This is a genomic window from Syntrophus sp. (in: bacteria), from assembly GCF_040768185.1.
GTDB classification, from domain to species: Bacteria; Desulfobacterota; Syntrophia; order Syntrophales; family Syntrophaceae; genus Syntrophus; species Syntrophus buswellii.
In genome coordinates, this window is record NZ_JAXGNC010000001.1 from 287224 (window position 1) to 306406 (window position 19183).

A 19183-nucleotide genomic window follows, 5' to 3' on the forward strand; every position below is an offset into this window, starting at 1 on the left:
ACCAGCCGCTCGCTAAAAGGCGTCTTCCCGGTTTACCGTTCCGAACCTGGAAAGGGGGGCATCGAATTCCTTTTCCGGACCAAGCACGAGAATCACCGATTTCTGCGGATCAAGATATGCTGCCGCGACCCGCCTGACATCTTCGGCTCCGACGGCTGCAATCCTGTCGGGGTATTCCTCCAGAAAACTGCCGGGAAGACCTTTGTATTCAAGCATCATCTGTTGAAGGGCCACATCATCCGCGGTTTTGAACGTAAAAATGAAATTGTTGGCAATGGCGTTTTTGGCCCATTGCAATTCCCCGGTGCCGACCTCTTTTTCCTGGAACTCTCGTATAATCTCCTTTATCAGACCCAGGACTTGAGCGGTGGATTCCGCCTTCGTGAAGACATAGGCCTCGAAGATCCCATAATCCCTTCTCGCCTGATAAAAGCTTCCCGAACTGTATGCAAGCCCGCGATTGGTTCGAATCTCCTGAAACATCCGGGATTGAAAGCCGCCGCTTCCCAGAATGAAATCCAGGACGGTAAAGGGATAACAGTCCGGGGAGGATATCGGGGGGGCGAAAGAGCCATAAATAATGACGGATTGCGGCGTCTCCTTGGGAAGGAGCGTCAAGGATGCCTCGGTCTCCCTTCGAGGCGGGGGAAGGGCCGTCATGCCGGGATTGATCTCCTGCCAGTCGCCCAAACAGCGATTCAGCAGGGACAAGGCTTCCTTTCCGGTGATGTCGCCGGAAACAGACAGCAGGATGTTTCCCGGGGTGAAATGAGCCCGGTGGTAGTTCAGGAGATCTGTTCGGGCAATCCTTTCAAGGGATTGAAGGGTTGAAAGTCTGCCCCGGGGATCGCCCCTGTACAGGAGCTTGCGATAGGTGCGAAAGGCGAGATTCTGAGGATCGTCAGGTATCCTTCTCAGTTCCTCGATGTCCAGGTTTTTGGCCGTTGCAAACTTTTCTTTCTCAAAAACGGGATTTCTCAGGATCGATGCAAAGATCTCAAGAGCCCTGTCCAAATCCTTCCTCAGGACGGAGAGGGTCAGGAGGGTGTATTCCAGGTAGACGCCGCAGTCAATATCCGCAGCCATAAAGGCAAGCGCTTCATCGATTTCATCCCCGGAGAGAAGCTGTGTGCCGCCCGTCAGCAGCACACCGCCCACGAGATCGGCAAGACCTTCCTTCCCCGACGGATCGTGAGCGATTCCAGCCCTGACCAGGGCCGTCAGTTTTACGAGAGGCAGCTCATGATCCTCGGCGATGTAAAGGGGGATGCCGTTGGCCAGCGCCGCTATTTCCGCCCGGGGAATCTGAAACTTGAGAGGCGCATAGTGCAGACGCTCCGGGGGAATCAGAGTGTCGGGCTCGGCGGACGAGGCCGGGGCGACGCCATGGCAGGTAAAGGTGATTACGAATATCATGTTCAGGATCAGTAAGAGTGTTTTCATGGCTGAAGGTTTTTCATTCTAAGGGGTTTTTGAAAGCAAGGCGATGGTTTTGTTGTTCTGCGTAAAATACTGCCTGGCCACTCTCATCAGGTCATCCGGTGTGATTTTGTCTATGATCTTCAGGTGCTCAACAATGTAGCGATAGTCTCCGGCAACCGTTTCGAAATAGGAGAGCATGCTGGCCAGTTCCGCATTCGAATCCAGGCTGCGCACAAATGAGGCTTTGAGGGAATTTTTAATACGCTCCAGTTCGCGGTCTGAAACCGGTTCCTTTTTCAGCCGCTCCAGTTCGATCATCAAGGCCTCCTCCAGTTCAGCGAGGGAATGGGGATGACGAGGCGTGGCGAACAGTGTAAATAGATTCGGATAGCGGGTTCCCGGCATGCTGCTTGCCGAACGGACACTTTCCGCCACAGCCTTTTCCTCCACCAGGACCTTGTGGAGCCGAGAGACCCTTCCATCGGTCAGAAGTGCCTGGATCACGTCGAAGACATAATCATCATGCGACGGAAGGGTGGGTTTGTGAAATCCCATGACCAGTCTTGGATTGGCGTCAAATGAAACGGCGATTCTTCGTTCCCCCAGTTGCGGGGGCTCCTCCGTAATCCGTGATTCGGGTGGTTCCCCGGCGGGGATCGGCCCGAAATAGTTTGTAATCAGCCGCAGGACATCCTGATGGTGAATATTTCCGACGACGGCAATGACGGTGTTGCTGGGAGTATGGTATTGTTTCAGGAAACCATCCAGATCTTTGATACTCAGATAGCTCATGTCGTAAGGCCAGCCCAGAATCGGACGCCCATAGGGATGGGCTATAAAGGCTGCTGCGAGAAACTGCTCCATGAGCTTTCCGTCGGGGTCGGACTCGATGCTCTGCCGGCGCTCTTCCATGATGACCTTCCGCTCGGCGTAGAACTCCCGAAACACCGGCGCCATCATCCGTTCCGATTCGATCCTGGCCCAGAGCTCCAGTTTATTGGCCGGTAAACTTACCTGGTAGGTCGTGACGTCCTGGCTTGTCGAAGCATTAAGCGCCTCAGCGCCGTTTTCGGAGTAGAGCCGGTCTATCTCGTTGGAAAGGACAAGGGTCCGCTGCTCATTCTCAAGCTCGTCCAGTCGGGCCTGAAAAGAGTTCATCTTGGAAGGGTCCCCCTTTTCTCCCTTTCTTCTCTCCTGGTCCAGGGCGTCTCCGGTCCGGGCGATTTCATCGAGGATGCGTTTTTCGCGCCCGTAATTCTTCGTGCCTATGGTGCGGGTGCCCTTGAAAAGCATGTGCTCCAGGAAATGGGCGGTCCCTGTCTTTCCGCTCTGCTCGTCAGCGGCCCCGACCTTATGGCGGATGTACAAGGAGACGGTGGGGCTGAAATCCCTTTTCACCATCAAAATCCTCAGGCCGTTTTCCAGGGTATATGTTTTAACCTGCTTTTCGAGGTCGTAGGCGCAGGAAGAATCAGAAAGACAAAGAAGAAGCGCCGGGTAGCAAACCACGGCGGAAAAGAGGAAGCTGTAAAGACGGGTTCGGGCGATTCTATTCATCACGGTTTGATCCCCTTTTTTTGATGAAGGTGACAATGCGGAAAACGGAAAAAAGCAGGCCGGTGAAGCTGATCAGGATAATCAGGTTCGACGAGAAAAAGTATACAATAAACATGTGCGGATTTGTCAACGAATAGGCATGGATCAGATTGTCTATTCCCATGAGGAAAAAAAACAGTGAAGCACAGCCGACGCACACCGTTTTCAGCCAAAAGGTCAGCATGGGACGATTGTCTCCAAAATAGCCCGTAAACGCTCCCCTTTCCCTTGGAGATGCTTTTCCGCGGGACTCCTTCCTGTTGTTCGTTGCCGCATATCATAAATCGCGTATACTATCCGGGATTTTGTTCAAGAGCAACAGGAAAAATGAAGGGAAACAGGAGCAATCCTTTCAGCGAAGGATCACAGGGCGGCAAGAGGCGGAGAAACCGTCTTCCCGTAGGACCGAATCATGGATTTCAGCCTTCGGTAGTCGTCATAGGTAAAGTGTTCATGGCGGCAGGGAAGAAGGGTGTTGTTGTGAAAGAGGGGTTCGTTGACGAGATCGTAAGGCGAGGCGGAAACGGATCGGTTCCATAAACCGGTTCCGGGAATCGGCGAGAATTCAGCCAGTATGGGCTTCGCACCGTAGGAAAGAACAAAACGGATGCTTTCCTCCACCTCCTGGGCTGTCTGCCCCGGCAGTCCGCAGAGGAGATACATCCCGATCTCTGAAGCCTTGTACCCGGCTTGCTTGAGGCAGGACACGGCCCTCTCCAGATGTGCGTTCGATACTTTCCCCCCGGTTCGAACCTGCTGACCGGCGTCGGACGTTTCGAAGCCGAAGCGGAGGGTGCGGAAACCCGAGCGGAGCATCAACCTGCCGATTTTCTCATCGATACTGCGCAGGTGAAGGCCGTTCGGGCAATGGAACTGGCAGGACAGCCCCATTCGGATCAGCTCTTCCATCAGGGGAACGGCCATTTCCTCAGGATCCATCAGAAAGGCGTCGTCATAAAAGGAAAAGTGTGAAATCCCGAATCGACGGTTCCAGAAAGCGATTTCCTCGGCCACCCGTCCGGGGGAGCGCCGCCGGAAGCCGCTGTTCAGGATGTGGGAGGCGCAATACACGCAGCGGAACGGGCATCCCCGGGATGTCATGATGGGAAGCTGGCCTTTGTAAGGCAGCAAATCGAAAGCGGGATAGGGCAGCGTGTCCAGGTCGGCCGGATCCGGGAGGAATGTGATCTCCTGTCGAAGCAGTTCCTCAATGATGAATCGAAGATGCTGCTCCCCTTCTCCTGGAAGGACGTGATCGGCACCCGAACGCAACGCATGCTCCGGACAGAGGGTGGCATAGTTGCCACCGAGGAGAACGGGAACTCCGGGAAGAAGTTCCTTGACAATCCTGATGACATCGAACACCCCCGGATACCAGTACGTCATCATGGAGGAGACCAGAATCAGATCGGGAGAGGCGCAGGAATGCAGCTCCTGCCTTAAAAGACGCGGTGAAATGCCATAGCGGTGATAGTTGCGCGGTATGCCCTGCAGGGGGTCGGGTTTGGCGATGACCTCCCTGGGATACTGACCCTGTCCGAAGCCTTTTCTTTTCGGTTTCCTGATACCGCTGTCGTCACTCAATCCTGGATGGAGCGGATTCAGGCAGTCGATGAGCTGGACAGAAATGGAATTTTTCCGCAGGATGCCGGCCAGGTACAAGAGACCCAGCGGCTTGCTCCAGAAGTCATAGGCGGCAAAGTCATAGATCCAGGGGTTGATCAGCAGGACGTTTGCGTTTCTCATGACGTCGGTTTTGGAGGAAACGTTATAGAAGATGACGGTTTTTGTTTCATGTCTTATTCCCGATGTCGGCGCACCCCGGTTCCGAAACTCAGGAAGACCGGGATGAACACCCCATGACCATCAGATCCCTTGAAGAAGATAAGGCGTGATTTAAGCATAACCGACTGCCTGAGGACAAGATGAAAATGTCCCTTCTGGTTCGAATCGAAGCCGATCGGGTACAGGAGTGAGTTCACGTAACGAAGGCGGTTCGAGATCCGGATTGGTTGAACCGGCGGATCCCTTTACAGAACGAGACGCGTCGGTGATCAGGCGAATAATTCCTTGAACTTGCCACCTAGAACTGCTATAGTCTGATTTCTGTAAATATACGTAATTACGGGTACTTATTAGAGGGATCGACAAAAATGCTGAAAAACAGGAAAATCATACTGGGAATAACCGGGGGAATCGCAGCCTATAAAGCTGCGGAGCTGACCAGGCAGCTGGTGAAGGGGGGAGCGGAAGTCAAGGTTGTCATGACCCGCCATGCCCGGGAATTCATCACTCCGCTCACGATGCAGACCCTGTCGGGAGGCCCCGTGTTTCTGGATATGTTTGATACCATTAAAGATTATGAGATTGCGCACATCGCCCTAGCCGATTATGCGGATCTTTTGGTCATCGTTCCGGCAACGGCCAATGTGATCGGGAAGATCGCCTCGGGAATCGCCGATGACCTCCTGACAACGACGGTCATGGCCACAAGGTCGCCGGTCTTGATCTGTCCGGCCATGAATGTCAACATGTATGAGAACGCCATCGTCCAGGAGCAGGTCCGGAAGCTGGCCGGGTACGGATATCATGTCCTGGAGCCCGCGGCAGGCGAATTGGCCTGCGGCACATCGGGAAAGGGCAGACTTCCGGAAATTCCGAAAATCCTGGAGGAAATCGAATCTCTGTTGACGGTCAAGGATATGGTCGATGAGCATGTCCTGGTCACGGCAGGGCCTACCCGGGAACCTTTTGATCCCGTCCGCTTCATTACCAACTACTCTTCCGGAAAAATGGGCTATGCGGTCGCCACAATGGCCCGTCGGAGGGGGGCAACCGTGACCCTCGTCAGCGGCCCGGTGCAGCTGCCTATTCCTGCCGGAGTTTTCCATGTCTCCGTCTCGTCGGCAAGGGAAATGCGGGATGCCGTAATGGCTGCCCTTCCGGAAGCGACGGTGGTGATCAAGGCCGCAGCGGTGGCCGATTACAGGCCGGCGGTCAGGCAGGATCAGAAAATCAAGAAAAAAAATGAAGACTTGACCGTGAAGCTGGAACGAAACCCCGATATCATTCATGAAATCGGAGCAAAGAAGGAGGACCGGATCCTGGTCGGATTTGCCATGGAGTCCGAACATCTTGTTGAACACGCCATTGGAAAGATGGTGGCCAAGAACATGGACTTCATCGTGGCCAATGACGTCACGAAAGAGGGGGCCGGCTTTCAGGGAGATACCAATATCATCACGATTCTGGACCGGGATGGGGAGATGCAGGAGCTGCCGCTAATGGATAAGATGGAGGCGGCTGGAGTCATCCTGGACAAAGTCCGGGAAATTCGGGAACGCCGCCGCAGTCAACCCGAACAGAAGACGGAGTCCTTATTGTCTCTCTGGAAGACCGCCGGCGGGAAAAACAGGCTTCAATAAGATCATTTTAATGATGGAAACCGATCGTTTAAGAGAGGAGCTGTTGACGCTCGTCCGCTCACTCAGGAGCCAGCTTGAGCTTGAGCGGGATCTGCATCGCCCCCTGTCATGGCTGGCCGTGGGGGCAGAGAAAACGACGCCGCCCGGGAAAGAGCCTCCTGTTCCCGAAAAAGAAACGTCTGCAGTGCCGGGTGCATTGAGCATCGGGGAAGGATCAGCTCAAAACGGTCGATCTCTCGATGAGATTTTCCGGGATGTGGAACACTGCTCCCTCTGTTCTTTGGGAAAAACAAGAAGGAATCTCGTCTTCGGAGAGGGGAGTCCCTGCGCGGAGCTGGTCTTCGTGGGGGAGGCGCCGGGCGCTGAAGAGGATCTGCAGGGAAGGCCCTTTGTCGGACGTGCCGGAAAGCTTCTGACCCGGATTATCGATGCCATGGGGCTGAAGCGGGAAAACGTCTACATCTGCAACATCCTGAAATGCCGCCCTCCGGGAAACCGGAACCCCCTGCCGGAGGAAATCGCGGCCTGTGAGCCCCATCTGGTGCAGCAGCTGGAGGCTATCCGCCCCCGGGTTATCTGTGCCCTGGGAACCTTCGCGGCCCAGACACTGCTGAAAAAGAAAGGCACGCCCATTACCGTGCTGCGTGGTCGCTTCCATGATTATCACGGAATCCCACTGATGCCGACCTACCATCCCGCCTATCTTCTGCGGAATCCGGCGGCCAAAAAGCAGGCGTGGGAAGATGTGCAAAAGATCATGAAAGTCCTCGGAGAGGAGAACTCAGGTGAAACATAAAGCACGGTTTTTTTTGATCCTGTGGCTGATCCTGGGAGGGACGGGTTTCCTGTCTGCCGCGGAAAGGCAGCCTGTCTATGACGTTATTCGCATCGATTCCGCCATTACGCCTCCTGTTGCCGATTACATTCTGCAGGGCATCGACGGGGCGGCAAAATCCGGATCAAATGGACTGGTTGTTCTTCTGGATACTCCCGGCGGACTGGACCTCGCGATGCGGGACATTGTAAAAGGCCTTCTGGGGGCGCCGATCCCCGTCATTGTGTATGTTTCACCCTCGGGAGCCAGGGCCGCATCAGCGGGGATGATCATCACGATGGCGGCCCATGTGTCGGCCATGGCCCCTGGTACCAACATCGGCGCGGCGCATCCTGTCGGCATCGGCATCGGGGGGGGAGGCGACAAGGTCATGATGGAAAAGGTGGAAAACGATGCCGTTGCCTATGCGATCAGCATTGCCAGGCAGAAGGGGAGAAACGAGGAATGGGTGGAAAGGGCGGTGCGCAAGAGCGAATCGATTCCAGCCGATCAGGCTCTCCAGGCGCGGGTCGTTGATCTGGTTGCCAAGGATTTGACCGAGCTGCTCGAGCAGCTTTCCGGCCGAGAAGTCCGGGTTGGCGAAAATGTGCGGGTTCTGGAAACAAAAGGGGCCATGCTCCGGGAAATTCCGATGAACCTTCGGCAAAAGGTCCTCACGACCCTCAGTGATCCCAATATCGCCTATCTCCTGTTTCTTCTCGGTGTCGCCGGCCTTTACTTTGAACTGGCGCAGCCAGGGGCGATTCTTCCTGGCGTGATCGGCGGCATCTCCCTGATCATGTCTTTTTTCGCCATGCAGACCCTTCCTGTGAATTATGCGGGCATTGCCCTGATCCTTTTTGCCCTGATTCTCTTTATCGCGGAAATCAAGATCATCAGTCACGGGCTCCTGTCGGTGGGCGGCGTCATTTCCCTGCTGCTGGGTTCGCTTCTGCTTTTTGACTCTCCTGAACCGGCCTTGCGGGTATCTTTCAAGGTCATGATCCCCACTCTGGTGATTGTTTCCGCTTTTTTTGTCTTTGTTGTCAGTCTGGTTGTCAAGGCACAGATGGGGAAAAAGCACACCGGTTACGAAGAACTGATCGGTGCGGAGGGCGTTGCTGTGACGGACATTCACCATGCCGGCAAGACCTTTATAAGGGGGGAATACTGGGACGCATGGAGTGAGAAGCCTGTGGCGAAAGGGAAAAAAGTCACGGTAGAGGGCATTGAAGGGATGAAGATGCAGGTCAGGGAAATATAACCAAAAAAAGGGAGGGTGAATCATGTACGTGCCAATCGTTCTTGTCGTTCTGGTGGTGATGTTTCTGGCATCGGCCATTCGTGTTCTCAATGAATACGAACGGGGAGTGATCTTCCGGCTTGGGCGGATTCTCAACGTCAAGGGTCCGGGGCTTATTATTCTCATTCCCGTTATCGACCGGATGGTCAAGGTTGACATGCGGACCATCACCATGGACGTGCCGCCGCAGGACGTCATTACGCGGGACAATGTATCGATCAAGGTGAATGCCGTCGTTTATTTCCGGGTGATGGACGCCAACTCCGCGGTTATTCAGGTGGAGAACTACCTCTATGCCACCTCTCAGCTTTCACAGACCACCCTTCGGAGCGTCTGCGGACAGGTCGAACTGGATGAGCTGCTGTCGGAGAGGGAAAAGATCAATCTTCAGCTGCAGGAATTTCTGGACCGCAGCACGGACCCCTGGGGAATCAAGGTCTCCCTTGTGGAGGTCAAGCATATCGATCTGCCTGAAGAGATGAAACGGGCCATGGCCAAGCAGGCTGAAGCGGAACGGGAGCGGCGGGCAAAGATCATCTCCGCGGAAGGAGAATTTCAGGCGGCCCAGAAGCTCATTGAGGCGGCGGCTCTGATGAGGACCCAACCGATCTCCGTCCAGCTGCGTTATCTTCAGACCCTGAGTCAGATCGCCTCGGAGAACAACTCGACGACGGTTTTCCCGGTTCCCATTGAAATGTTCAGCCATTTTATAAAGGAAAAGGAATAAAAGGGAAGAGAGTGAACGGTGCCTCAGGAATGGACAGAAACCGGATCCTGATCTTGTGTGATTTTGACGGAACAACGTGCAGCAATGACATGGGCAATACGATCATGAACCGCTTTGCCGAGGGATGGCGGGAGATTGACCGGTCCTATTACACCAATGTCATCGGTTCACGGCTTGCCTACCTGCAGATTCAGCCGCTGTTCAAGGGGACAAAAAGGGAGATGGTCGATTACGCCCTGGGGGAGGAGAAGCTGGACCCCTATTTTCTGTCCTTCTATGCTTCCTGCAGAGAAAAGGGCATCGATCTGAAGATCCTTTCGGACGGCCTGGACTTTTATATTTCCTCCATTCTTCAAAAGCACGGATTGCAGGAGATAGAATTTTACTCGAACAGGGTTGTCTTCCGGGACGATGCCACCGTGTCCATCGAGTTTCCGTCACCCCGAAACGGATGCGATCTTTGCGGGACCTGCAAGAGCACGATACTCGAAGCCCATCGGGAGGCCTACGATTTGATCATTTACGTAGGCGACGGTTATTCCGATGTATGCCCGTCCCAGAAGGCCGACCTGGTCTTTGCAAAACCGATCCTCTCAGAGAAATGCAGGAAGAGGGGGAAGGCCTGCATCGCCTATGAGAATTTCCGGGATGTGGGTGAAATCCTTGACGGAATACTGGCGGATCCGGAAGATGCTGCGGGAAGTTCGCCAAGGCGCCGTCGGTGACTCAGGAGGCCCGTCCCGGCAGGCCCCCTTCGTTCGTCGGTGAAGGCAGCGGTTCGCCCTGATTGGCCAAGAAGGCCGTCACCATTCCGACTGTCCCTCTGGACGGGAAAAATATTTCTTCCGGTACGTCCATAGAATTTGCGCCGGAAAATGACCTGCTCCCTTTGGATAAGTAAAGGGATACAGGCGGTGAGGAAAACGATGCCGTTGCCTGCTGAAGAAAAATTTCGATGCGATCTCCTCTCGTGGGGTAGGATCATCAAGGATTCACAGAAGCTCTCGCGTATCATAAGGGATTCGGGATATTGTCCCGAGATCGTCGTCGCCATCGGCAGAGGCGGCTATGTTCCTGCCCGGATTCTCTGCGACTGCCTTCTCGTTCATGACCTTGCGTCGATAAAGGTCGAACATTGGGGAACTGCGGTCATGAACGAGAAGGCCTTCGTCAAGTATCCGCTCTGCGCCGAGATTCGGGGCATGAAGGTCCTGCTGGTCGATGACGTGACGGACACCGGCGACACCCTCCGGGTATCACTCCAGCACCTGGAAGCTCTTCAGCCGCGGGAGATACGGACCGCTGTCCTGATACACAAGACCTGCTCCACGGTGATTCCCCATTACTATCTCAGAAAAATCATAAAGTGGCGATGGGTCATTTTCCCTTGGCATACCCGGGAAGATCTGACGGAGCTCATTAAAAAGCTCAAAGCCGGGGGCATCTGCGATGAGGAGCATCTGAGGCGGAGCATGAAGGAAAAATATCGTATCGATCTGCCGATCCAGACGCTCCGGGAAATTAGTTCGATGATCGGATGACCACTTCAGCGGCGTTGAAACGTATCTGCCGAAGAGGCCGTCCGATGAGGGATGGAATGACGACAGAATTCTTCGAAGAAGAATCAATCCGCAGCGTTTGGATGGAGGAGGAACCCGCAGGTGGCTGGAAAAGAATTGAATTGCATCTATGGCATCTGTAACCTGATCGATACGCCGGGCATTTTCATGGAGGAGATTCTCCAGGAAACGGTTCAACTCCTGCCTTCCGCTTTCCGGTATCCTTCCATGGCCTGTGCGCGAATTCTCCTGGAGGGTCATCCTTACGAGACGGCGGATTATCAGGAGAGCAAATGGCGCCTGGAAGCTGACATCAAGGTGAAGGACAGCGTATCGGGGATCATCGAGGTGAATTACCGGCAGGAACCCCCGGAAGACGGCGATGCTCCTTTTCTGCAGGAAGAAGTCAAGATGCTCGATATCGCGGCCAATTACCTGGGGCTGGTCATCGAGCGGAAACGGGCGGAGGAAGAGATAGCGCACCTGGCGACCCATGATGCCTTGACGGATCTTCCGACACTCCTGCTGGCCAGGGATCGTCTTGGAATGGCCATCAGCCTGGCTCGGCGGAATAAAACAGCCGTTGCGGTGATGTTTTTAGATCTTGATGGATTCAAGGCCATCAACGAGAGCCTCGGCCATGAAGCGGGAGATTACATCCTGATCAGAACGGGGCAGAGGCTCCTTGCCTGTGTTCGCGAAAGCGATACGGTGGCCCGCGTCGGGGGGGACGAATTTCTCATTATTGCTTCGGGGATTCATGACCTCGGGAATGCGGAGAAGATTGTTGAGCGAGTCCATGCCCTCATCTCCCAGCCAATCCTTTTCAAGAGGAACAGGACCATCGTCGGAGGCGCCAGTATCGGGATCTCCCTGTATCCGGATGACGGCGCCGAAATGGAGGCGCTGATCAAGCGGGCTGAAGAGGCCATGCATACCGCCAAGAAGAGCGGCAGGAAACCGTTTCGCATTGCCGATTCTTCGGTGTCCGCATGAAGGCCCCCCGCCTTTCAGGGTAGGGGTATCGTTTAAAGCAGTGCAAGGGCATCGGCCAGGGCCATGCCTGTCCGAGTCGGCTGCAGCCGGCCATCGGCGATTCGAAGATGACCCGCAGAAAGAAGCGGCTTCAAAAAATCTTTTTTGCTCGCCCGAAGATCAACCCCGAACCTCTCGGAAAAGGCTCGAAGGTCGATGCCCGCCTTGGTTCGAAAGCCCAGAAAAAGGGTCTCAAGCTGCAGCTCCTCGTTCGTCAGCTCCTCGCAGCTTTCAACGGGAAGCTCGCCTCTCTCCAGTCGCTGGAGGTAGCATTCCAGGGAGCGGACATTTTCCCAACGTTTACACCCGTCAAAGGAGTGGGCCGCCGGGCCCAGCCCGAGATAGGGGATGTGCCGCCAGTATTTTGAATTATGGCGGGAAACGAAGGACTCACCGAGGGCGAAGTTGGAAACCTCATAGTGGGTGTATCCCGATGATTCGAGAAATTCGGAGGTGTCCATGAAAAATTCAAAGAGTTCATCGTCATCGGGAATTTTGAACAGGCCCTGAGCGCAGCTTTTGCCGAGGGGCGTGTCCTGCTCCAGGGTGAGCTGGTAGCAGGAAAGATGGGGAATGTTCAGGGATGCCGCATACTCCAAAGCCTTCTTCCAGGCCTGACGCGTCTGTCCCGGTATTCCATAGATCAGGTCGATGCCGACATGATCGAACCCGGCCTGCCGGGCCGCCATGATGGACTGAATCGCCTGGTTGCCGTCGTGCCTTCGTCCGAGGAAGGCAAGAAGGGTATCGTCGAAGGACTGCACCCCGATGTTCAGTCGGTTGATTCCCAGGGCGCGCATCTGGGCGAGCACAGGCAACCCCACATCCGCTGGATTGACTTCCATGGTCACTTCGGCGTCTTCACAGATGTCATAGGTCTTCCGCAGATGGGAAAAAAGTTCGGACAGCTGGAAGGGGGCAAGAAGGGAGGGGGTGCCGCCGCCGATATAAAGGGTGTCGAAGGAGCCGATCCCCCCCCCCTGGAGGAGGGCTTCTTTGAACAGCGCCTTCAGGAAGCGGGGGATCTCGGAGACCTTCGTGACGGAAAAGAAGTTGCAGTAACGGCACTTGGCTGTGCAGAAGGGGATGTGCAGATAAAGGCCGGGGCGCTGCTCCTCTGTGCGTCCGCGATGGGCATTTCCCTCCTTGATTTTCCCAGCCTGCACCGGCGGCGATCTCAGGACCCGTTTCTGCATGGTGCGTTTACCTTCCTGATGGGCTCTCAGTCGGCGTCCGACTTCAATACGGAGAGAAAGGCGCTCTGGGGAATGCTGACCTGTCCGATCATCTTCATGCGCTTCTTGCCTTTTTTCTGCTTTTCCAGAAGCTTGCGCTTCCGGGAGATATCTCCCCCGTAACATTTGGCGATGACGTCCTTGCGAAAAGCTGAGATGGTGGTCCGGGAAATGATTTCCCCCCCGATGGCCCCCTGGATGGCGATCTTGAACATCTGGCGCGGGATCTCCTCCCTGAGCCGTTCGCAGGCCTGCAGACCGCGGGCGCGGGCGCGGTCCCGGTGGACAATCTGCGACAGGGCATCCACCCGTTCCCCGTTGACCAGGATATCCAGCAGGACCAGTTGGCCTTCCCGGTAGTCGATCACTTCATAGTCGAAGGAGCCGTATCCCTGGGTAACGGATTTGAAGCGGTCATAAAAATCGTAGATCACCTCGGCAAGAGGCAGTTCGTAAATCAGTTCGACCCGGCCGGGGCTTGGATAGTTCAGCGTCGAGTTCGTCCCCCGTTTTTCCATGCATAATTTCATCACCGCACCGAGGTACCGTTCCGGCAGCATCAAGGTGGCGCGGATATAGGGTTCTTCGGACAGCTCGATGGAAGAGCTTCCCGGATAGTGGGCCGGATTGTCTACATAGAAGACGGACCCGTCCTTCAGGGTAAATCGATAGCGGACACTGGGGACGGAAAGAATGATCGACTGGTCGTATTCCCGTTCCAGCCTTTCCTGGACCACTTCGAGATGAAGAAGGCCGAGGAACCCGCAGCGGAATCCCTGCCCAAGAGCGGCGGAAGAATCCTTCGTGTAGATGAATGAGGCGTCGTTCAGCTGGTATTTTTCCAGGGCGGTCTTGAGATCTTCATAGTCGTCGGAGGCAATGGGATAGATGGAGGCGAAAACCACCGGCTTGACCTCGCGGAAACCCGGAAGAGGATGGGAGCAGGGATTTTCATCCAGGGTAATCGTGTCCCCCGTGCGAACATCGGAGACGGTCTTGACCCCGGCAATGATGTATCCCACTTCACCGGCGCACAGGGCCTGTCGTTTTTCTCTCTGAAGCAGGAAATGACCCGTTTCCTCCACCCGATAGGTGGCCGAGTTGGACATAAAGCGGATGGTGTCGCCGCTTTTCACCGTGCCGTCCATGATCCGGCAGTGGATGATCGTCCCGCGGAAGGCATCGTAATGGGCATCGAAGATCAAAGCCGCCAAGGGGGCTTCAGGATTTCCTTTCGGCGGCGGAATGCGATGAACGATGGCTTCCAGGATTTCCTCAATGCCGGTTCCCGCCTTGGCGGAACATTTCAGATGCCCTTCGGAATCCAGCCCGAGTTCATCGTCAATCTGCTCGATCACCCGCTCCACATCGGCCGAGGGCAGATCGATCTTGTTGATTACCGGGATGATTTCCAGATCGTGTTCCATGGCAAGATAGAGATTGGCCACCGTCTGAGCCTGAACCCCCTGGGCCGCGTCAATAAGCAGCAGGACGCCTTCGCAGGAGGCCAGGGCACGGGAAACCTCGTAGGAAAAATCCACATGCCCCGGCGTATCAATGAGGTTCAGGCTGTAGGTTCTGCCGTCCCTTGCCTTATAGGGTAGGGTAATGGCCTGGCTCTTGATCGTGATTCCCCGTTCCCGTTCTATGTCCATATTGTCGAGCATCTGGTCCTTGAAGGTCCGTTCGTCGGAGACGCCGGTAAACTGGATCAAACGGTCTGCCAGCGTGGACTTTCCGTGATCGATATGGGCTATGATGCTGAAATTGCGTATATAATCCATCTCTAATTCTGATTCGTCCTTGAAGGTTGATTTACGTATAACGCTTAACAATCCTGTCCGATAGCCCCTTTTGCGCCGGCTTCAGATAAAAAAGCCTTCCGGAATATCTGGAAGGCTTTTTTTTAGCAAAAAAGAGAGAAGATGAACCTCAGGAAAGTTTACTGAGCAGATCCTCGGATACTTCCTTCACTCCAGGAAGACCGTCAACTTCGATGACCTTGACCCTCTCCTTGAAGAAATTCACCGCAGCCAGGGTGCCCGTTTTGGGGTCATAATAAATGTCATGCCGTTTGCCGATGGCTTCCTCGTCCTGATCGTCGGCGCGGGTCGTCAACTTGTCGCTGCCGCAGACCCGGCAGACCATTTTGCCGTCTTTTTCAACCGGCTTGATGGCGTCGATGAAGATGTTGTTGGGATGGTTGTTGTCAACGGCGCAGAGCCTTCGTCCCATGATCCTGTTCTTCGATGTCTGCCGGTCGAGAACGATTTCAATGACATTGTCCAGATTGATTCCTTCCTTCTGCATGGCATCCCACATGGCTTCGGCCTGGGCCAGGTTGCGGGGGAAACCGTCAAGCAGCCAGCCGCTCTTGCAGTCGTCCTGTTTGATCCGGTTGAGGATCATGGGGATGGTGATGCTGTCTGGAACCAGGTCCCCGCGGTCGATATAGGCCTTGGCCTCTTTTCCCAAGTCCGTTCCCTTGGAGATGTTCTCCCTGAAAATAACCCCGGTTTCAATATGGGGAACATTAAATTTCTTCTGTACGATCGCGCCCTGCGTTCCTTTACCACTCCCATTGGGTCCAAAAATGAGAATATTCATGCCCCTGAAGCTCCTTTCATGTGAAAATGCAATTTGTCAGAAAACTGCCCCCTTATAATGGATAAAATTTCTTTTGGCAACGATAAAATCATGATCCGCCTCAATGCGGTGCGTAATGACGTAGGGGGACGTCCAGTTCTTTCCCGGACAGGAACCTTAAGAGGAATCGGTTAGAATACGGGGCCGGATTGGCGGGAAGGACTCCGGCATGCCGATTTTCCGGCATCGTGGTCATTGTTCATTTCCCAGCGACACGCTGATCAGTTTGTACCCCTTTTCCGTCCTTAAGAAATCAAAATGGTCCTGCCGGAAATTCCCTTCCCTGTTGCGATTGATGACGACACTCATCACCGGATACCGCCACGGCTTCGGTTCCCCGCAGTTGTTGAAGTAGCCTGCAAATTCAGCCCCTTCAAAAATAAAGGGATTCAGGCCGTCCATTGAAATGAAATAATCGGCCTTTTCACGAAGAATGTCCGAAAGTCGGCCCCTGATGAGCTCGAAGTTTCTTTCGACAAATTGGGGGCTCCTTTCAGATGTCCAGCCATCCGGTTCTTTCCAGAAATAAATGGTTCCGTATGAACAATCCAGGAGCGCCTTTCTGGAAAGGCCGTTTCGTATCAAATCGTTGAGCCATGAAGAAAATTCCTTCTTGTAGTCGAGAAAGGAGTAATATCGGCCGTCCACACCAAGGAAGGTTCGTTGATTGGGGTCCTCGAGAGGATGATCTGTGATTCTCAATGAGAAAAAGTCCAGGTGCGGATCAAGGTTGAAGGGATCGATCAGGATGTGATCATGTGTATTGACAAGAATTTCTTTTCCTCCAGCCCAGCTGTAGTGACCACACCCACGGATGTCGTCGCCATCCCAGTATTTCTTCTCTGCGCCTTTCAGGGCCGCGACCAGTCCATTCCGGACATTGGTAAGATCGTCATATTCCGCGGGGATCGCCACATTTCCCTGGCTGTCATAGAGACCCGCCTTGCCCGTTGTGCGATCCCGGAATCGGATAAAGCCTTCACTTTCGCAGTCCGGTCCGTTGTCGATCATATAGACATTGCCCCGTCCGACGACTTTTCCGGATTTCGTCAGATAGGATGTCTCGAACCCGCCGTTTTTCTGCTCCATGACGGCGAGAATCTTTTCGAATGTTCGGGCCGTTGAAAAGTGCGCATATCTGGGGGCGATTCTTATGCGACCCTCAGAATCCTTAAATCCCATCAGCGTTGAATCCTCATTCCAGAATGGCGTCCAGGAACGGTTCTCCTGAACGGGCATTGAACATCCCGAAAGAAAAAAAAGGATGACGAAGAGGATTTTCTTCATGGGCTCGAAATTTCCGGCGATCACGGCCCTGAGGGGCTGCCGGACACGATTGGATGAAGGCGGGCGCTCCGATGGCAGACCGCCCGGGGATGAAAAGACCCGGGTCATGATCCCCCGTTGAAAGAGGGCCCACGAGAAGCTGCGGCAGCCTGCCGCATCCGTCAGGTCGATCACGTCGAGCAGGAAGAAGAGGAGCATGTGGAGCAGCTGGAGGAGGAGGTGCTCCCGGAAGTTCCTCCGAAGACGGACATGAGTTTTTCAACCTCGTCCGAGTTGCAGTCCGGACAAAGGACTTCCCGTTTTTCTGAAATGGAGAAAAAGAGGACTTCGAAGTCCTTCCCGCAAGATTTGCAGCGAAATTCATAAATCGGCATAAAAATTCCTCCGGAAACAAAAAAGACACGGGTCAGGATTTCCACCACCGTCCCGCGCAAAGGCCGCCTGAAAATGCTTCTCAATTCTATAAATAACCTGTTGTCCCTTTGTCAAGACAATCCGGCCAATCCTTCGGGAGGCCGATGAATGTCCTGTTGACGACATCCAGGGGCTGTGTTAACTACATCGTCAGCCGTAGAGATATGTTTCCTCAAAATACAAATTATCGCTGAGAGCCTTGGGAGGGAAGGGGATATGCCGGTTTCGAAGAAGATTCAGGGAATGCTTTCGCGTTCATCTTGGATTCGAAAGATGTTTGAGGAGGGTCTGCTTCTTAGACAGAAACTGGGGCCTGAGAACGTGTTCGATTTCAGTCTCGGGAATCCCAACGTGCCGCCACCGACCGAGTTTGATTCCGCCTTGAGGGACGTGGCCGGCCAGACTCTTCCCGGCCAGCATGGGTACATGCCGAACGCCGGCTACCCTGAAACGCGTGAGGCGATCGCCGGCTATCTGGGCCGTAAATTCAAGGTGCCCCTCACCTTTGAGCACATCATCATGACCTGCGGCGCGGCGGGCGCATTGAATGTGACCATGAAAACGATTCTCGATCCGGGAGACGAAGTCATTATCCCGACGCCGTATTTTGTCGAATACGGGTTTTATGTGGACAATGCCGGGGGAGTCGCCCGCCTGGTCCCCACGAAGGAGGATTTCGGCCTGGACCTGGAGGCGATTCGATCGGCCTTTACTGAGAGAACCAGGGCCGTGCTGATCAATTCGCCGAACAACCCCACGGGACGGGTCTATGACGCGGAAACCATCCGCGGACTCGCCGCCATTCTCGAGGAAAAGGAGAGGCTTTACAACCGGGCCGTCTATCTGGTTTCCGATGAGCCCTATAACGAAATCGTCTACGACGGCGTCGAGCTTCCCAGCATCATGGAGTTCTGCAGGAACAGCATCATTGCCTATTCCTATTCCAAATGCCTGTCGGTGCCGGGTGAGCGCATCGGGTACCTCGCCCTTCATCCGGAGCTTGCCGAATTGAAGGATGTCCTTGGCGGAATGATCTTCTGCAACCGGATTCTGGGGTTTATCAATGCCCCGGCCCTGATGCAGCGGGTTATCTCACGGATTCAGGGGGTGCAGGTCAACGTTGGCGAGTATCAGCGGAAGAGGGATCTGCTCTGCGAGGGATTAAGATCTTGCGGCTACTCCTTTGCCAAGCCGGAGGGCACTTTCTATCTCTTTGTCCGATCGCCTGTGGACGACGATGTGGCGTATGTCCGCGCACTTCAAAAGCGCGGAATTCTCACGACGCCCGGGGTCGGATTCGGGGGGCCGGGCTATTTCCGCATCGCCTATTGTGTTGATGATGCCACGATCCGCAACGCCCTGCCGGGCTTTGCGGAAACGATGATGGAATCCGGAGGACGCTAGCCCCGTTGACGCCGGCGCCTTCCGCTTTCGGGATGGCGGTTATTCGTAACGGATGCTGAAATCGCTGAATTCTCCGGTGTAGGGTTCATCGAGAACGCTGAGCTCCTCCACGACGGCATGGGGAGGGCCGCGGCGGCACCAGTCGACCAAAGCGTCCACATTCTGCCGCTTTCCCTCGAAGAGCGCCTCGACCTGTCCGTTGGGCAGATTGCGAACCCAGCCATGGACATGAAATCCGAGGGCTGCCCCTCGGGTGTGGGCACGAAAGAAAACCCCCTGAACCCTCCCTTTGACAAAGACGCGGACACGCTTCATG

Annotated in this window: 18 protein-coding genes; 8 read left to right on the forward strand and 10 right to left on the reverse strand. The window is 54.7% G+C overall.

Translation table 11 applies throughout. The features are described from left to right. Nucleotides 1-12 precede the first annotated feature (12 nt). The 4 genes from AB3175_RS01370 to AB3175_RS01385 form a co-directional block, all read right to left on the reverse strand. Nucleotides 13-1443 carry a M16 family metallopeptidase gene (locus AB3175_RS01370; protein WP_367359141.1) on the reverse strand — a complete coding sequence of 477 codons (1431 nt, stop codon included), beginning with the start codon at nt 1441-1443 and terminating at the stop codon, nt 13-15. An 18-nt stretch (nt 1444-1461) separates the two neighbouring features. Further along, nucleotides 1462-2979 carry a M16 family metallopeptidase gene (locus tag AB3175_RS01375; protein ID WP_367359449.1) on the reverse strand — a complete coding sequence of 506 codons (1518 nt, stop codon included), beginning with the start codon at nt 2977-2979 and terminating at the stop codon, nt 1462-1464. Further along, complete coding sequence (locus tag AB3175_RS01380; RefSeq protein WP_367359142.1) at nt 2972-3202, reverse strand: hypothetical protein; 231 nt, start codon at nt 3200-3202, stop codon at nt 2972-2974. The genes AB3175_RS01375 and AB3175_RS01380 overlap by 8 nt, the downstream gene beginning before the upstream one ends. 179 nt (nt 3203-3381) lie before the next feature. Next, complete coding sequence (locus AB3175_RS01385) at nt 3382-4764, reverse strand: radical SAM protein (RefSeq protein ID WP_367359143.1); 1383 nt, start codon at nt 4762-4764, stop codon at nt 3382-3384. 407 nt (nt 4765-5171) lie between these two features. Between AB3175_RS01385 and coaBC the strand changes: the two genes are divergently transcribed. The 7 genes from coaBC (at nt 5172) to AB3175_RS01420 (ending at nt 11842) form a co-directional block, all read left to right on the forward strand. Beyond that, on the forward strand, nt 5172-6443 hold the full coding sequence (gene coaBC / locus AB3175_RS01390) for a bifunctional phosphopantothenoylcysteine decarboxylase/phosphopantothenate--cysteine ligase CoaBC (RefSeq protein ID WP_367359144.1): 1272 nt from the start codon (nt 5172-5174) through the stop codon (nt 6441-6443). A 10-nt stretch (nt 6444-6453) separates the two neighbouring features. After that, on the forward strand, nt 6454-7239 hold the full coding sequence (locus tag AB3175_RS01395; RefSeq protein ID WP_367359145.1) for a uracil-DNA glycosylase family protein: 786 nt from the start codon (nt 6454-6456) through the stop codon (nt 7237-7239). Further along, a complete protein-coding gene (locus AB3175_RS01400; RefSeq protein ID WP_367359146.1) occupies nt 7229-8521 on the forward strand; it encodes a nodulation protein NfeD in 1293 nt (430 codons plus the stop codon). Before AB3175_RS01395 ends, AB3175_RS01400 begins: the two co-directional genes overlap by 11 nt. A gap of 22 nt (nt 8522-8543) precedes the next feature. Continuing rightward, a complete protein-coding gene (locus AB3175_RS01405; protein WP_367359147.1) occupies nt 8544-9287 on the forward strand; it encodes a slipin family protein in 744 nt (247 codons plus the stop codon). A 29-nt stretch (nt 9288-9316) separates the two neighbouring features. Further along, nucleotides 9317-10012 carry an MtnX-like HAD-IB family phosphatase gene (locus AB3175_RS01410; RefSeq protein WP_367359148.1) on the forward strand — a complete coding sequence of 232 codons (696 nt, stop codon included), beginning with the start codon at nt 9317-9319 and terminating at the stop codon, nt 10010-10012. Between the two features lie 201 nt (nt 10013-10213). After that, nucleotides 10214-10828 (forward strand): phosphoribosyltransferase, encoded by a 615-nt coding sequence (locus tag AB3175_RS01415; protein ID WP_367359450.1) that lies wholly within the window; start codon nt 10214-10216, stop codon nt 10826-10828. Nucleotides 10829-10948: 120 nt separating this feature from the next. Continuing rightward, the gene (locus tag AB3175_RS01420; protein WP_367359149.1) at nt 10949-11842 is read left to right on the forward strand and encodes a diguanylate cyclase; all 894 of its coding nucleotides are present in this window, start codon (nt 10949-10951) and stop codon (nt 11840-11842) included. Nucleotides 11843-11874: 32 nt separating this feature from the next. Here AB3175_RS01420 and hemW read toward each other — a convergent pair whose 3' ends face one another. The 5 genes from hemW to AB3175_RS01445 all read right to left on the reverse strand — a co-directional run bounded on the left by hemW (nt 11875) and on the right by AB3175_RS01445 (nt 17423). Continuing rightward, nucleotides 11875-13077: a radical SAM family heme chaperone HemW gene (gene hemW, locus AB3175_RS01425; RefSeq protein WP_367359150.1), complete on the reverse strand. Its 1203-nt coding sequence runs from the start codon at nt 13075-13077 to the stop codon at nt 11875-11877. 26 nt (nt 13078-13103) lie between these two features. After that, a complete protein-coding gene (gene lepA / locus AB3175_RS01430; RefSeq protein ID WP_367359151.1) occupies nt 13104-14900 on the reverse strand; it encodes a translation elongation factor 4 in 1797 nt (598 codons plus the stop codon). A 148-nt stretch (nt 14901-15048) separates the two neighbouring features. Continuing rightward, the gene (locus AB3175_RS01435; protein ID WP_367359152.1) at nt 15049-15723 is read right to left on the reverse strand and encodes an adenylate kinase; all 675 of its coding nucleotides are present in this window, start codon (nt 15721-15723) and stop codon (nt 15049-15051) included. Nucleotides 15724-15954: 231 nt separating this feature from the next. Further along, the gene (locus AB3175_RS01440) at nt 15955-17247 is read right to left on the reverse strand and encodes a WG repeat-containing protein (protein ID WP_367359153.1); all 1293 of its coding nucleotides are present in this window, start codon (nt 17245-17247) and stop codon (nt 15955-15957) included. Then, entirely contained in the window at nt 17220-17423 is a 204-nt protein-coding gene (locus AB3175_RS01445) for a zinc ribbon domain-containing protein (RefSeq protein ID WP_367359154.1), read from the reverse strand. Before AB3175_RS01445 ends, AB3175_RS01440 begins: the two co-directional genes overlap by 28 nt. A 256-nt stretch (nt 17424-17679) precedes the next feature. Here AB3175_RS01445 and AB3175_RS01450 point away from each other — a divergent pair, with 256 nt between their 5' ends. Beyond that, a complete protein-coding gene (locus tag AB3175_RS01450; RefSeq protein WP_367359155.1) occupies nt 17680-18867 on the forward strand; it encodes a pyridoxal phosphate-dependent aminotransferase in 1188 nt (395 codons plus the stop codon). Between the two features lie 39 nt (nt 18868-18906). Here the strand turns inward: AB3175_RS01450 and AB3175_RS01455 are convergent, their stop codons facing one another. Beyond that, nucleotides 18907-19182, reverse strand: a complete 276-nt coding sequence (locus tag AB3175_RS01455; protein ID WP_367359156.1) for an acylphosphatase — start codon at nt 19180-19182, stop codon at nt 18907-18909. Nucleotide 19183: the final 1 nt, after the last annotated feature.

Coding starts and splice junctions, on each gene's coding strand:
- AB3175_RS01370 (WP_367359141.1), bottom strand. CDS start 1,443: ATGAAAACACTCTTACTGATCCTGAACATGATATTCGTAATCACCTTT.
- AB3175_RS01375 (WP_367359449.1), bottom strand. CDS start 2,979: ATGAATAGAATCGCCCGAACCCGTCTTTACAGCTTCCTCTTTTCCGCC.
- AB3175_RS01380 (WP_367359142.1), bottom strand. CDS start 3,202: ATGCTGACCTTTTGGCTGAAAACGGTGTGCGTCGGCTGTGCTTCACTG.
- AB3175_RS01385 (WP_367359143.1), bottom strand. CDS start 4,764: ATGAGAAACGCAAACGTCCTGCTGATCAACCCCTGGATCTATGACTTT.
- coaBC (WP_367359144.1), top strand. CDS start 5,172: ATGCTGAAAAACAGGAAAATCATACTGGGAATAACCGGGGGAATCGCA.
- AB3175_RS01395 (WP_367359145.1), top strand. CDS start 6,454: ATGATGGAAACCGATCGTTTAAGAGAGGAGCTGTTGACGCTCGTCCGC.
- AB3175_RS01405 (WP_367359147.1), top strand. CDS start 8,544: ATGTACGTGCCAATCGTTCTTGTCGTTCTGGTGGTGATGTTTCTGGCA.
- AB3175_RS01410 (WP_367359148.1), top strand. CDS start 9,317: ATGGACAGAAACCGGATCCTGATCTTGTGTGATTTTGACGGAACAACG.
- AB3175_RS01415 (WP_367359450.1), top strand. CDS start 10,214: ATGCCGTTGCCTGCTGAAGAAAAATTTCGATGCGATCTCCTCTCGTGG.
- hemW (WP_367359150.1), bottom strand. CDS start 13,077: ATGCAGAAACGGGTCCTGAGATCGCCGCCGGTGCAGGCTGGGAAAATC.
- lepA (WP_367359151.1), bottom strand. CDS start 14,900: ATGGATTATATACGCAATTTCAGCATCATAGCCCATATCGATCACGGA.
- AB3175_RS01435 (WP_367359152.1), bottom strand. CDS start 15,723: ATGAATATTCTCATTTTTGGACCCAATGGGAGTGGTAAAGGAACGCAG.
- AB3175_RS01440 (WP_367359153.1), bottom strand. CDS start 17,247: ATGCTCCTCTTCTTCCTGCTCGACGTGATCGACCTGACGGATGCGGCA.
- AB3175_RS01445 (WP_367359154.1), bottom strand. CDS start 17,423: ATGCCGATTTATGAATTTCGCTGCAAATCTTGCGGGAAGGACTTCGAA.
- AB3175_RS01450 (WP_367359155.1), top strand. CDS start 17,680: ATGCCGGTTTCGAAGAAGATTCAGGGAATGCTTTCGCGTTCATCTTGG.
- AB3175_RS01455 (WP_367359156.1), bottom strand. CDS start 19,182: ATGAAGCGTGTCCGCGTCTTTGTCAAAGGGAGGGTTCAGGGGGTTTTC.